Here is a 13,920-nt window from a genome sequence, read left to right on the forward strand (position 1 = left end):
ATCGTCGCGATGGAGCCCTCGCGGGCCGCTGATCGCGCCGCGGAAGATCGTTTTCTCGTCGCCTGACGTCAGGGACCGGTCGGGCGATCCGGCAGAGTCCCTTTCGCGCGAAACGCCACGGCGCCGCGGTGCGGCCGTGGACCCGCAGGAGCATCGCTTCCATCGCGGGCATCACCACCGGCCGGCCACGGCCGACGAGGAGTAAGGCGCAGTATGACCGTGAAGAAGAACGCGCAGACCCGTCAGGGCTTCAAGACGAACGAGTATATCGTCTATCCGTCCCACGGCGTCGGGCAGATCGTCTCCATCGAGGAGCAGGACATTGCCGGCTTCAAGCTCGAGCTGTTCGTCATCACCTTCGAGAAGGACAAGATGACGCTTCGCGTGCCCACCGCCAAGATCGCCCAGGTCGGAATGCGCAAGCTGGCCGAGCCCGACGTCATGGCCAAGGCCATGGAAGTGCTCAAGGGCCGCGCACGCGTCAAGCGCACCATGTGGTCGCGCCGCGCCCAGGAATATGAAGCGAAGATCAATTCCGGCGACCTGATCGCCATTTCCGAGGTCGTCCGCGACCTGTTCCGTTCCGACGCCCAGCCCGAGCAGTCCTATTCGGAGCGCCAGCTCTACGAACAGGCCCTCGACCGCATGGCCCGCGAGCTCGCCGCCGTCGAGCGCGTCGGCGAGGCCGAGGCCGTGAAGATGATCGAGGCGCAGCTCGCCAAGGGCCCGCGCCGTGGTCCGGCCAAGGCTGAGGCCGAGGCGGACGATGCCGACGAGAGCGACGAACCCGAGGTCGAGGCGGCCTGATCCGCCCGAACCTGACGATCCAGCCTTCCGAGAGCCCGGCCCCGCGCCGGGCTCTTCGCTTCTGTGGCCTGGCCATCGCTTAGCCCCCATATCCGCAGGGACGCTTTTGATCCGTAGCGCACGCCCCTGCGTAAAGCGTGACAAGAGCAAAGACCGCCTGCGCATCCGCGCCCAGGGGACACATCATGGCTCAGGCACACGGCATCGGTCGCATCCTCGCCAAGGCGGCGATGAACGCCCCGTTTCTCGCACGCGAAGAGGAACATGATCTCGCCGTGCGCTGGAAAGACGGCGCCGACGAAGCGGCGCTGCATCGCCTGGCGCAGTCGCACATGCGGCTCGTCATCGCCATTGCCGCCCGCTTCCGCAATTACGGCCTGCCGATGCAGGACCTCATCCAGGAGGGCCATGTCGGCCTGCTGGAGGCGGCGGCCCGCTTCGAGCCGTCACGCGAGGTGCGCTTCTCCACCTATGCCACCTGGTGGATCCGCGCCTCGATCCAGGACTACATCCTGCGCAACTGGTCGATCGTGCGCGGTGGCACGTCCTCGGCCCAGAAGGCGCTGTTCTTCAACCTGCGCCGCCTCAGGGCGCAGCTGTCCCAGACGATGGGGTCGGGCGTCGGCTCGACGGCGATCCACCAGCACATCGCCCAGGCCGTTGGCGTCTCCGTCGCCGACGTCGCCGTCATGGACGCCCGGCTCTCCGCCAACGACATGTCGCTCAACGCCCCGAGCTTCGAGGCCGACGGCCAGAACAGCAGCGAGCGGCTCGATCACCTGCCCGATGCGGCGCCGCCGCCGGACGAGGTGGTGGGCGAGGCCATCGATACCGACAGGCGCGTGCGCTGGCTGCGGGACGTGCTCCACGTGCTCTCGGCGCGCGAGCTCGACATCATCCGGGCGCGACGGCTCGACGAGGACCAGGCGACGCTGGAATCACTCGGCGCCCGTCTCGGCATTTCCAAGGAGCGGGTGCGGCAGATCGAGAGCCGTGCGATCGAGAAGCTGCGCAAGGCGCTGGTCGATCGTCACCCCGACTCGAGCGCCCTCGTGTGAGGCCTCAGTCCTCCAGCGGACGGGCTTCTTCCGGCAGCATGATCGGAATGCCCTCGCGGATCGGATAGACGAGGCGGGCGGCGCGCGAGACCAGCTCGTTCGCGGCGGCATCGAATTCCAGCGGGCCCTTGGTCACCGGGCAGACGAGCACTTCCAGCAGGCGCGGATCGACAGTGCCGGGCCGGGTCTGGGGCACGGCGGTCTTTGTCTCGGGCGTCGGCTCGGTCATGACGGCAATCCTCGTCGCGGGCGGGTCCTCTCTAGCGCGGCCATGATCGCCGCGCCAGACGCGCCAGGGTCAGTTGAGGGTCTGGGTCTCGCTCGCCGGTTTGTCCTTGGCGAGCGCCATCTCGGTGACGGCGACGAGCAGGGCGGCGCGGGTCTTCAGGTCGGGCGCCTCCAGCAGCGCCTGCTTCTCCTTGATGCCCCAGGGCGACATCATGCAGAGCGCATTGACCAGCGTCTCTGTCGGGGCGCTGCTGATGCCCTCCCAGTCGGCCTCGAGGCTGTTGACCTCGAGAAACTCCTTCAGCGTCTTGAGCAGGCCGTCGCGGTCGACCTCGCCCTCGCCGGCCCTTGCCTCGAAGTCAGCGGCGAAGGGCTCGAAATCGGCCCGGCACTGGCGATAGGCGGTGGTCGCCGCCATTTCCTCAAGGATGCGGAAGCGGGCAATGCCGGTGAGGCTGAGCATGTAGCGGCCATCACCCGTCTCGGCGAGCTGGGTGATCCGGCCAACGCAGCCGACCGCGGACAGGGCCGGGCGGCGGGCGTTTTCGTCGGCCGGGACCGGCTGCACCATGCCGATGAGGCGATGCCCCGACAGGAAGGCGTCGTCGATCATGGCGAGGTAGCGCGGCTCGAAGATGTTGAGCGGAAGCTGCCCGCGTGGCAGCAGGAGGGCGCCCGGGAGGGGGAATACGGGGATCACGTCCGGCAGGTCTGCCGGGCCCCGGTAGGTCACGTTGGCGGCCATGGCAGTGCTCCGTGGCGACATGACAGGGTCATCCCCGTCATCTAGGGGGCCGGACGCGCTCCGCCAGTCCCCCCACCGCGCCAAATCAGCGCGCGGTGCCGTGATACTCCGGATTGGGCCGCATGTCCGTTGCCGAAGCCATGCGGTTCGACATGTTGTAGAAGGAGGCCGTCGCGGCAATGTCCCAGATATCCTTCTCCGAGAAGCCGGCCTTGCGCAGGGCCTCGCGGTCGGGCTCGTCGATGGTCCAGGGGGCCTCCGTCAGCTTCACGGCGAAGTCGAGCATGGCGCGCTGGCGGGCGTCGAGCTTGGCCGCGCGGTAGTTCATCACCATGAGCTCGCCGAGTTCCGGGTCGCCGGAGAGCTGGCGCACCGCTGCGCCATGGGCGGTGAGGCAGTAGAAGCAGCGGTTCACCGAGGAGACGGCCACCGCGATCATCTCGCGCTCCAGTTTGCTGAGCCCCGAGGGCGCCAGCATGAGGTCGTTGTACATGGCCGAAAAGGCCTTGAGCTTGGCGAGATCGTGCGTGTAGGCGAGCAGCACATTCGGCACGAAGCCGATCTTCTCGACGCATTTGCGGAAATAGGCCTCGGTCTCGGCGTCGAGCGCGGCCGGCGCGAGGTCCAGGGCGATGATGGGCTCCGCCTTGGGCACCGGGCGCGGCTTCTCGGCGCTCTTGATCGGCTCGGGCTTTGCAGCCTTCGCAGGCGCGGTCTTGGCCGGGGTGGCCTTGCTGGCCGCTGCCTTGCTACCCGCTGCCTTGCCGACCCCTGCCTTGGTGACCGGCTTGCCCTTGCCAGTCTTCGCCGAGCTCTTCGCAGCCATCGCGCTTCTCCCGAAAATGGCGGTGCCATGGTTCCACCAAGGCTTCGTCATCACCGCGTCTTGAGGACCTAGCATGGCGTCTGGAACCGACGAAATGGGCTTTACGGCCGAGTCCGGGCGTGATCATCCTGCCTTCGCGGGAACAAAAATCACGAATCCGCCCTCTGGGAGACAAGCATGACCAATCGGGCCGAGGATGCGCGGGGGGCCGCGGCCATCATCGAGCAGGCGGGCATCATCCTGCGGGGCACGGCGCCAGGCGTCCCGCCCGATTACGCCGCCGACCTGTTCGGCCGCAGCGATGCCGAAGATCTCGTGGCCTATGATTCCCGCGATATCGCCAGCCTTGCCGCCGAGAGCTTTTCCCATTTCTCCCGCCGCACTCCCGGCCTCTCCACCATCCGCATCGCCGATCCCGAGCCGACCTCGGCCGCCTCCCGCCTTGCCGCCGTGACGGTGGTCGAGGTGGTCAACGAGAACATGCCGTTCCTCGTCGACTCGGTCCTTGGCGTGCTGGCGGAGCAGGGCTTCCAGGTCCATCTCGTCGCCCATCCCATCCTCACCGTCGACCGTGAGCTCGACGGGGCGCTGGCCGCGTATCGCGGCCTCGAGCCGGGCGAGGACCATGCCGCCCGCGAGAGCCTCATCCACGTCCATGTCGACCGCATCGGCGACGAGGCGCGGCGCACGGCGCTGGAGACGGAGCTGCAGGCGACGCTGGCCGACGTGCGGATCTGTGTCGCCGACTGGAAGCCGATGCAGCAGCGCGTCCGCGCGATCATCGAGGATCTCAAGGAAAACCCGGTCCTGCCCGTCACCGAGATGGCGGAGGGCATCCAGTTCCTCGAATGGCTGGTGGCCAACAACTTCACTCTGCTCGGCGTACGCGACTACAGTTTCGTCGGCGGCGTCGCCGACGGGCAGCTTGAGCCTGACTTCCCGACCGGCCTCGGCATCCTGCGCGATGACACGGTGCGCATCCTCAAGCGCGGCACCGAACTGGTGGTGATGACGGCGGAGCTGCGCGAGTTCCTCATGCAGCCGGTGCCGCTGATCATTACCAAGGCGAATGTGAGGTCCCGCGTCCATCGCCGCATCCACATGGACTATGTGGGCGTGAAGCGCTTCGACCGGCAGGGACAGCTGGTCGGCGAGGCCCGCATCGTCGGCCTCTTCACCTCCACGGCCTATACGCGCTCGACCAAGACCATCCCCTATCTGCGCCGCAAGGTGGACCGGGTCCTGACCCGTGCCGGCTTCGATCCCGACGGGCATTCCGGCAAGGCGCTGGTCAATGTGCTGGAGAGCTATCCGCGCGACGAGCTGTTCCAGATCGATGACGAGACGCTGTTCCACCACGCTATGGCGGTCATGCAGCTCGAAGACCGGCCGCGGGTGCGCGTCCTGCCGCGCGAGGACCGTTTCCATCGCTTCGTCTCGGTCATGGTCTATGTGCCGCGCGACCGCTTCGACACGACGGTGCGTCTCGCCATCGGCGCCCACCTGGCGAAGGTCTATGACGGCCGCGTCTCGGCCTATTACCCCTTCTTTCCCGACGGGCCGCTGACCCGCGTCCATTTCATCATCGGCCGCAACGAGGGCGAGACGCCGCGCGTCGACCGCGTCGCGCTGGAGACGGCGGTCGCGCGCATCGTGCGCACCTGGAGCGACGGGCTAGGCGAGGCCATTGCTCTCATCCATGGACCGGCCAAGGCCGGCGACCTCATCACCCGCTATCGCGACGCCTTCTCGGCCGCCTATCGCGAGGCGGTGACGCCGGAAGCGGCCATTGGCGACATCCGCATCCTCGAAGGCCTGTCGGATCAGCGCACGCTGGCCATCGACTTCTACCGGCCGGAGGGTAGCGCGCGCACCGAGGCCGGCCTCAAGGTCTTCTCGCGCGGGCGGCCGATCCCGCTGTCGGAGCGCGTGCCCATCCTCGAGGCCATGGGCTTCGCGGTGGTGGACGAGCGCACCTACGAGATCGCCGCGGGCGGCGCCGGTGCGACGCCGGTCTGGCTGCACGACATGGCACTGGCGCGGCCGGCCGGCCAGGCCATTGACCTCGAAGCGCTCGACGAGAAGCTCGAAGCCGCCCTGATGGCGGTGATGCGGGGCGAGGCCGAGAGCGATGGCTTCAATGCCTTGACGCTGGAGGCGGGCCTTGCCTGGCGCGACGTGGCGGTCATCCGCACGCTGGCGCGCGTGCTCCGGCAGATCCGCGCGCCTTTCAGCCAGGACTATCTCTGGGCGACGCTGCGCAAGCACGCGACCATCGCCAAGGGCGTGGTGCTGATGTTCCACCTGCGCTTCGATCCGCGTCTCGGCCTCAGCATCGCCGAGCGCGATGCCAAACTCACGGACCTTCTCGCCCGCTTCGAGGAGAGCCTCGCCCAGGTCACCTCGCTTGACGAGGACCGCATCCTCAGGGCCTTCATCAACCTGATCCAGGCGGCGGTGCGAACCAATTTCTACCAGCTTGGCCGCGATGGTCAGGTGCGCCCGACCATCGCGGTGAAGTTCGAGTCGAAGAAGATCGATAACCTGCCGGCTCCCCGGCCGCTCTACGAGATCTTCGTCTATTCGCCGCGCGTCGAGGGCGTGCATATGCGCTTCGGCAAGGTCGCCCGCGGCGGCCTGCGCTGGTCCGACCGGCCGCAGGACTTCCGCACCGAGGTGCTGGGCCTCGTCAAGGCGCAGCAGGTGAAGAACGCCGTCATCGTGCCGGTGGGCGCCAAGGGCGGCTTCGTGCCGAAGAAGCTGCCGCCGCCGGCGCAGCGCGACGCCTGGCTCGCCGAGGGCACCGAGGCCTATCGGATTTTCGTCCGCTCGCTGCTGCAGCTCACCGACAATATCGACGGTGCCGCCATCGTGCCGCCGCCGGACACGGTCCGCCATGACGGCGACGACCCCTATCTCGTTGTCGCTGCCGACAAGGGCACGGCGACCTTCTCCGACACCGCCAATGCGCTCTCCATCGAGAAGGGCCACTGGCTGGGCGACGCTTTCGCCTCCGGCGGCAGCCAGGGCTACGACCACAAGAAGATGGGCATCACCGCCCGCGGCGCCTGGGAGGCGGTGAAGCGCCACTTCCGCGAGATGGGCACCGACATCGGCACGACGCCCTTCACCGTTGCCGGTGTCGGCGACATGTCGGGCGACGTCTTCGGCAACGGCATGCTGCTGGAGAAGACCATCAAGCTGGTCGCCGCCTTCGACCACCGCGACATCTTCCTCGATCCGACGCCCGATCCGGCCGCGGCCTTTGCCGAGCGCCGGCGGCTCTTCGACCTGCCGCGCTCCTCCTGGGCCGATTACGACAAGAGCCTGATCTCCGCCGGTGGCGGCGTCTTCCCGCGCTCGGCGAAGTCCATCCCGCTCTCGCCCGAGGTGCAGGCCGCCATCGATCTCCACAAGAGCGAGGCGACGCCGCAGGAGGTGATGAACGCCATCCTGAAGGCGCCCGTGGACCTCCTCTGGTTCGGCGGCATCGGCACCTATGTCCGTGCCTCCTCGGAGAGTGACGAGCAGGCCGGCGACCGCGCCAATGACGCCATCCGCATCACTGGCGCCGACATCCGGGCGAAGGTGGTGGGCGAGGGCGCCAATCTCGGCATGACCCAGAAGGGCCGCATCGAGGCTGGCCGCCGAGGCGTGCGCCTCAACACCGACGCCATCGACAATTCCGCCGGCGTCAACACCTCGGACGTCGAGGTGAACATCAAGATCGCGCTGACCACGCCGGAGCGCGACGGCCGCCTGTCACAGGACGCGCGCAACACGCTGCTCGCCGAGATGACCGAGGATGTCGGCCGGCTCGTGCTGCGCAACAACTACCTGCAGACGCTGGCGCTTTCGCTCTCACAGCGGCGCGGGCTCGACGATCTCGGCTTCCAGCAGCGCCTGATGCAGACGCTCGAGGCCCAGGGCAAGCTCGACCGGCCGGTGGAATACCTGCCGGACGAGATGGAGCTTGCCGAGCGCCGCCGCCGCGGCGAGCCGCTGACGCGGCCAGAGTTCGCCGTGCTGCTCGCCTATGCGAAGCTCGATCTCTATGACGATCTCCTCGCCTCCTCGGTGCCGGACGACCCCTATCTCGCGCGCGAACTCGTCCGCTATTTCCCGCGGCCGATCCAGGAGCGCTTCCCGGACGCCATCGAGACCCACCGCCTCAGGCGGGAGATCATCGCCACCGGCCTTTCCAACTCGATGATCAACCGTGGCGGGCCGGCCTTCGTCACCCGCCTCATCGACCAGACCGGTGCCGATGTCGCCACCATCGCCTCGGCCTTCGCGGCCGTGCGCGACGCCTATGGCATGACGGCGCTGAACACCGAGCTCGACGGCCTCGACAACCGCATCGCCGGCAGCCTGCAGCTCGAACTCTATGCGGCGATCCAGGACCTGCTGATCGATCGCGTCATCTGGTTCATCCGCAATGTCGACCTCACCCACGGCCTCGCCGATGTGGTGGTGCATTACCGCGCCGGCATCGAGGCGGTGGCGGCGAGCCTCGACACGGCGCTGCCGGGCGATTCGGCGACGCTGCGCAAGGCCCGCACGGAGGAACTGCGCGCTGCCGGCGTGCCCGATCCCCTGGCGGGTGTGCTCGCCAGCCTCGACCAGCTCGCCGCCGCCCCGGACATCGTGGCGGTGGCCGACCAGACGGGCCGCGGGGTCGCCGAGGTCGCGGCGACCACCTTCGCCGCATCCGCCCTGTTCCGGCTCGACCAGATGAAGGCAGCGGCGCGGGCCATCACCGTCACCGACTATTTCGACCGCCTCGCCCTCGACCGGGCGCTCGATTCCATCGCCGATGCCGAGCGGCGGCTCACCGCCGACATGGTCGCGGGCGGTGCCTCGGGCACGGCGGCGGTCGAGGCCTGGATGGGCGTGCATGGCGCCCGCGCCGAGCGCATCCGGAGTGCGGTGTCCGACATTGCCGGCTCCGGCCTCACCGTCTCCAAGGCGACGGTGGCGGCCAGCCTGCTCGGCGACCTCGTGCGGGGATGAGGCGGCGTCTTTGCCTTGTCCTCGCGGCCCTGCTGGCCGTGGCCCCGGCCGCGGCGCAGGAGGCGCGACCCGAGGGGCAGGAGGGATCGCGCCTGCGCGAGCAGGTCTGGCGCATCCCGCATGTTTCCGACGAGGGCCGCGTTCTTGCAGCCATCCTGTTCCGGCCGCCGGGCGAGACGCCGCGACCGCTCGTCGTCATGGCCCACCACACCTCCGCCGAGGCAGCGCGCAACGGCGAGCCCGCCCATGGCGTCTATCCCCAGGTCGTCGCCTGGTTCGTCGAGCGCGGCTATGCCGTCGCCATCGTCCATCGGCGGGGCTATGGGCTCACCGGCGGCGAGCGGGCGGAGCGCTTCGCCTGCCGCCGGCCCAACCATGCCGGTGTCGCGCGGGCCGATGCGGCCGATCTCGCGGCGGTGATCGACGCGCTGACGCGGCTGCCTTTCATCCGGCCATCCGGTGTCGTGGCGGTCGGCCAGTCGACCGGCGGCTGGGCGGTCATGGGTCTTGCCGCCGAGAACCATCCGGCGGTCGCGGCAGTCATCAATTTCGGCGGCGGGCGGCGCGGCCGCTCCGGCGAGACGGGCGACACCTGCGCGCTGGAGGAACTGGTCCGCGACATCGTGCCACTTGGGCGGCGCGCCCGCACGCCGGCCCTCTGGATCTACACGGAGAACGACCAGACGTTCGGTCCGGCGCTGGCACGCCGACTGGCCGACGCATACCGGGCCGCTGGTGCGCCGCTGGAGTTCCGCATGCTGCCGGCCTTCGGATCGGATGGCCATGCGCTGCTGCCGAGCACGGCCGGCGTAAGGGTCTGGGCTCCGGTTGTGGAGCCGTTCATCCTGCAGTTTCGCTGAATTTCAGGCCGTCTTGTCGACGAGAAGGCCGGTTCCGGGTGCCGGAGCCGCCTGAACGGCGGAAGCGAGCAGGTCAACCACGGCCTGATCGGCCTGGTTCTGCTGCTTCACCATCACGGCCTGAAGGCCCATGCGGGTCTCGGCGGCCTGCATCGCCACCATTGTCCCGGCGATCGCGTCGGTCGACATCAAGGTCTCCTGTCCGTCATCAGGATGGCCCGGCAGGGTTAAGGAAGGCTGAGGGCCTGATCGATCGTTGAAACAAAGCGGTGGCTCGGCTCTGGACCTTTCCGTAAGGTCAAAATACCGGTTTCCCGATTCGTCGAAGGTCGATGACGTCCATTCTGTTCCGCTTTCCGCTGCTGCTCGGCGCCGATGTCTGCGATGCACGGCAGAAGCAGGAATTGATCGACGAGTTCTTCGATCACCGTCCCTTCCTCGTGGCTGTCGTCGTCATGACGCTGGCCATCCTGCAGGTCTGTTTTTCGGGCCAACCTACCGCGGCGCTAATGGCCGCGGGTCTGCTCGCCTGCGCCCTCGTCGTGAGGATTGGAGCAGCCGAAGCCTATCGCCGGTATGGTCGTGGAGGCGATGAGCGGCGATGGCTGCGGGTCTTCGCCGCAACCTGCGTGACCATTGCCATCCTCTGGGGAAGCACCGGCGCCGTGCTTTATCTCGCAGCCGATGCGAACATGCGCTTGGCCGTGCTCGCCATCGGCTGCGTGCTCATCCAGGCGGTGACGCTGCGCACCTACATGGCGCCCGGTCCGACCCTGGCGCAGGTGCTTATTCTCATCGCCTTCCACCTGCCGGTGCTTGCCGCGGACGGCCTCACGGTGCTGGTGCCGATTTGCCTTCTCTATGGCGGCTTCCAGGCCTATTGCATCCTTCAGCTCGGCCAGGTGAGGCTGAGGCAGATGCATGCCGAGCGCGACGCCCTGCGCCTGCTCGACGAGTTGCAGCGCACCAACGTGGAGCTGACCCGGGCCAATCTGCGGCTCGCCCAGTCCGCCCTCAGCGACCCACTCACCGGAATCGGTAACCGCCGGCGCTTCGAGGAGGCGCTCGGTGCGCTCGCCGCGGCCGCAGAACGCGAGGGGTCGGCCCTCGCGCTGCTCATGATCGATGTCGACGGGTTCAAGCGCTTCAACGACGTCAACGGCCATCTGGCGGGCGACGAGGCGTTGCGCGGCGTCGCCGCGGTGCTCCAGGCGACCGCCGGCCGGCTGGGGCACGTCGTGGCGCGCTATGGCGGTGAGGAGTTCGTGGTGCTCATGGCGCGCGGCGGCCTGGATGAGGCCGGGGCACTGGCCGAGGAGATCCGCGTGACCATGGGCGCCTCGGGGACGGTGCCGCTGACCGTCAGCATCGGTGTCGCCACGGGCGCACCGCCGGAACCGCCTTCGGCGCTGGTGGCGCGGGCGGATGCCGCGCTCTATGCCGCGAAGCGGGCTGGACGTGATCGCGTCGTCGTGGCCGATGCCGATCCCGACCGGGATCGGCGTAGCGCCTGAGCGTCAGCGGGTCGGGACGGGACGTTCGCCGCGATAATCGTAGAAACCGCGCTGCGACTTGCGGCCGAGCCAGCCGGCCTCGACATATTTCACCAGCAGCGGGCAGGGGCGGTACTTGGAATCCGCGAGGCCTTCGTAGAGCACCTGCATGACCGACAGGCAGGTGTCGAGGCCGATGAAGTCGGCGAGCTGCAGCGGACCCATCGGGTGATTGGCGCCGAGCCGCATGGCGGTGTCGATGGCCTCGACCGAGCCGACGCCCTCGTAGAGCGTGTAGATGGCCTCGTTGATCATCGGCAGCAGGATGCGGTTGACGATGAAGGCCGGGAAGTCCTCGGCCACCGCGACCGTCTTGCCGAGCTTGGTGCACAGCGCGCGCGCGGACTCGAAGGTGTCGTCCTCGGTGGCGATGCCGCGGATCAGCTCGACGAGCTGCATGACCGGCACCGGGTTCATGAAGTGGATGCCGATGAAGCGCTCGGGCCGGTCGGTGGTCGAGGCGAGGCGGGTGATCGAGATCGACGAGGTATTGGTCGCCAGGATCGCGTCCGGCTTCACCACCGGGCAGACCGACTGGAAAATCTTGACCTTGACCTGTTCGTTCTCGGTGGCGGCCTCGATGACGAGATCGCAATCGCCGAGCTGGGCGACCTGAGGGGCGGCCTCGATGCGCATCAGCGCCTTCTGCCGCTCCTCCTCGCTGATGAGGTTCTTCGACAGCTGGCGGCTCATATTGCCGTTGATGGTGGCCAGACCCGACTTGATGCGGTCTTCGGAGATGTCGTGCAGGGCCACGTCGATGCCGGCGAGAGCCGCCACATGCGCGATGCCGTTGCCCATCTGCCCGGCGCCGATCACGCCGATCTTGCGAATGTCCATGGTTCCACCCGGTGCACGGCCCGGGCGTGTGCCGGGCAGCGGTGCGATCTAAACGAACTGGCGGACATCTCTACGACGGTCTCGCCGCCGACGCCATCCCGATTGCCGGGAGGCCGCCCGCCGGGCGGCGATCGCCCATGCGCATCGCCAGACGGCACGGGCGGGGATCACTCCCCGCCCGCCGCGATCGGCCTTACTTGCCGAGCTCTTTCTCGAGCTCGGGGAGCAGCGTGAAGAGGTCGCCCACCAGGCCGTAGTCGGCGACCTGGAAGATCGGCGCCTCCTCGTCCTTGTTGATGGCGACGATGACCTTGGAGTCCTTCATGCCGGCGAGATGCTGGATGGCGCCGGAGATGCCCACGGCGATGTAGAGCTCGGGGGCTACCACCTTGCCGGTCTGGCCGACCTGCCAGTCGTTCGGCGCATAGCCGGCGTCCACCGCGGCGCGCGAGGCGCCCATGGCGGCACCGAGCTTGTCGGCGACGGGCTCGATGACCTTGGCGAAGGCCTCCTTCGAGCCGAGCGCGCGACCGCCGGAAATGATGATCTTGGCAGCGCCCAGCTCGGGACGGTCGGACTTGACGATCTCCTCGCCGACGAAGGTCGAGACGCCCGGATCGGCCACGGCGGCGACCGCCTCGACCGGGGCCGAGCCGCCCGTGCCGGCCGCCTGGAAGGAGGCGGTGCGGACGGTGATGACCTTCTTGGCGTCGGTCGACTGGACGGTCTGCAGCGCGTTGCCGGCATAGATCGGCCGCTCGAACGTGTCGGGCGCGATGACCTTGATGATGTCGGAGATCTGCATGACGTCGAGCAGGGCCGCGACGCGCGGCATGACGTTCTTGCCGTTGGCGGTGGAGGGCGCGACGATCGCGTCATAGCCGCCGGCGATCGAGACGATCAGGGCGGCGGTCGGCTCGGCCAGCAGGTTGGCATAGGCGGCGCTGTCGGCGACCAGCACCTTGGCGACGCCGGCGAGCTTGGAGGCAGCCTCGGCAGCCGGGCCGCAGCCCGTGCCCGCGACGAGGACGGTGACCGGCGCGCCGAGGGCGACGGCAGCGGTCAGCGCCTTCAGCGTCGGATCCTTCAGCGAGGCATTGTCGTGTTCGGCGAGAAGGAGCGTGGCCATCAGAGCACCCCGGCTTCGTTCTTGAGCTTGGCGACGAGTTCGGCGACCGAACCCACCTTGACGCCGGCCTTGCGGCCACCCGGCTCGGTGGTCTTCAGCACCTTGAGCCGCGGGGCGACGTCGACGCCATAGGTGTCGGGCGCCTTCTCGTCGATCGGCTTCTTCTTCGCCTTCATGATGTTCGGCAGCGAGGCATAGCGCGGCTCGTTGAGCCGCAGGTCCGTCGTGACGATGGCAGGCGTCTTCAGCTTGACCGTCTGCAGGCCGCCGTCGACCTCGCGGGTCACCGAGACGGCGTCGCCGGCAACCTCGACCTTGGAGGCGAAGGTGCCCTGCGGCCAGCCGAGCAGGGCGGCCAGCATCTGGCCGGTCTGGTTGCTGTCGTCGTCAATGGCCTGCTTGCCGAGGATGACGAGGCCGGGGGCTTCCTCAGCCACCACGCCCTTGAGGATCTTGGCGACGGCCAGCGGCTCGACGGTGGCGTCGGTCTTGACGTGGATGCCGCGGTCGGCGCCCATGGCAAGAGCGGTGCGGATGGTCTCGGCGGCGCCCTGCGGGCCGATGGAGACGACGACGATCTCGGTCGCGGCGCCCTTCTCCTTCAGGCGGATGGCCTCCTCGACGGCAATCTCGTCGAAGGGGTTCATCGACATCTTCACGTTGGCGAGTTCGACCCCGGAGCCGTCGGGCTTCACGCGGATCTTGACGTTGTAGTCCACCACCCGCTTCACGGGCACCAGAATCTTCATCGTGTCCCTCCCCGCACGGACGATTTTCCGCGCGGATAATCGGTTCCAAGAGGTCGTTTCGACCGGGCGCGCACCCTAGAAGCGGCCCATGAGGGTGTCAACGAAACCACCT

At 68.3% G+C, this 13,920-nt stretch carries 12 protein-coding genes; 5 read left to right on the forward strand and 7 right to left on the reverse strand.

Features of this window, described 5'->3' with window-relative positions; translation table 11 throughout:
* The first annotated feature begins 213 nt into the window (after window positions 1–213).
* Window positions 214–807: a CarD family transcriptional regulator gene (locus O9344_RS17715; protein WP_298480489.1), complete on the forward strand. Its 594-nt coding sequence runs from the start codon at window positions 214–216 to the stop codon at window positions 805–807.
* A 185-nt stretch (window positions 808–992) separates the two neighbouring features.
* Window positions 993–1,865: an RNA polymerase factor sigma-32 gene (locus O9344_RS17720; RefSeq protein ID WP_298480492.1), complete on the forward strand. Its 873-nt coding sequence runs from the start codon at window positions 993–995 to the stop codon at window positions 1,863–1,865.
* Window positions 1,866–1,869: 4 nt separating this feature from the next.
* Here O9344_RS17720 and O9344_RS17725 read toward each other — a convergent pair whose 3' ends face one another.
* From O9344_RS17725 to O9344_RS17735, 3 genes are all read right to left on the reverse strand, one after another.
* Complete coding sequence (locus O9344_RS17725; protein WP_298480495.1) at window positions 1,870–2,094, reverse strand: Trm112 family protein; 225 nt, start codon at window positions 2,092–2,094, stop codon at window positions 1,870–1,872.
* A gap of 69 nt (window positions 2,095–2,163) precedes the next feature.
* The gene (locus O9344_RS17730) at window positions 2,164–2,838 is read right to left on the reverse strand and encodes an LON peptidase substrate-binding domain-containing protein (RefSeq protein ID WP_298480498.1); all 675 of its coding nucleotides are present in this window, start codon (window positions 2,836–2,838) and stop codon (window positions 2,164–2,166) included.
* Window positions 2,839–2,923: 85 nt separating this feature from the next.
* Window positions 2,924–3,475: a peroxidase-related enzyme gene (locus O9344_RS17735; protein WP_298480728.1), complete on the reverse strand. Its 552-nt coding sequence runs from the start codon at window positions 3,473–3,475 to the stop codon at window positions 2,924–2,926.
* 366 nt (window positions 3,476–3,841) lie between these two features.
* On the opposite strand from O9344_RS17735, the gene O9344_RS17740 reads away from it, so the two are divergent.
* On the forward strand, window positions 3,842–8,677 hold the full coding sequence (locus tag O9344_RS17740) for an NAD-glutamate dehydrogenase (protein WP_298480500.1): 4,836 nt from the start codon (window positions 3,842–3,844) through the stop codon (window positions 8,675–8,677).
* Window positions 8,674–9,537: a prolyl oligopeptidase family serine peptidase gene (locus O9344_RS17745; protein ID WP_298480503.1), complete on the forward strand. Its 864-nt coding sequence runs from the start codon at window positions 8,674–8,676 to the stop codon at window positions 9,535–9,537. The genes O9344_RS17740 and O9344_RS17745 overlap by 4 nt, the downstream gene beginning before the upstream one ends.
* A 3-nt stretch (window positions 9,538–9,540) precedes the next feature.
* Here O9344_RS17745 and O9344_RS17750 read toward each other — a convergent pair whose 3' ends face one another.
* Window positions 9,541–9,726 (reverse strand): hypothetical protein, encoded by a 186-nt coding sequence (locus O9344_RS17750; protein WP_298480506.1) that lies wholly within the window; start codon window positions 9,724–9,726, stop codon window positions 9,541–9,543.
* Between the two features lie 143 nt (window positions 9,727–9,869).
* Here O9344_RS17750 and O9344_RS17755 point away from each other — a divergent pair, with 143 nt between their 5' ends.
* Entirely contained in the window at window positions 9,870–11,051 is a 1,182-nt protein-coding gene (locus O9344_RS17755) for a GGDEF domain-containing protein (RefSeq protein ID WP_298480509.1), read from the forward strand.
* A gap of 3 nt (window positions 11,052–11,054) precedes the next feature.
* Here O9344_RS17755 and O9344_RS17760 read toward each other — a convergent pair whose 3' ends face one another.
* The 3 genes from O9344_RS17760 to O9344_RS17770 all read right to left on the reverse strand — a co-directional run bounded on the left by O9344_RS17760 (window position 11,055) and on the right by O9344_RS17770 (window position 13,808).
* Window positions 11,055–11,930 (reverse strand): 3-hydroxybutyryl-CoA dehydrogenase, encoded by an 876-nt coding sequence (locus O9344_RS17760; protein ID WP_298480512.1) that lies wholly within the window; start codon window positions 11,928–11,930, stop codon window positions 11,055–11,057.
* A gap of 193 nt (window positions 11,931–12,123) precedes the next feature.
* Complete coding sequence (locus O9344_RS17765; RefSeq protein WP_298480515.1) at window positions 12,124–13,059, reverse strand: FAD-binding protein; 936 nt, start codon at window positions 13,057–13,059, stop codon at window positions 12,124–12,126.
* Window positions 13,059–13,808: an electron transfer flavoprotein subunit beta/FixA family protein gene (locus O9344_RS17770; RefSeq protein WP_298480518.1), complete on the reverse strand. Its 750-nt coding sequence runs from the start codon at window positions 13,806–13,808 to the stop codon at window positions 13,059–13,061. Before O9344_RS17770 ends, O9344_RS17765 begins: the two co-directional genes overlap by 1 nt.
* Between the last annotated feature and the right edge of the window lie 112 nt (window positions 13,809–13,920).

It is taken from the genome of Phreatobacter sp., from assembly GCF_027532945.1.
Taxonomy (GTDB): domain Bacteria; phylum Pseudomonadota; class Alphaproteobacteria; order Rhizobiales; family Phreatobacteraceae; genus Phreatobacter.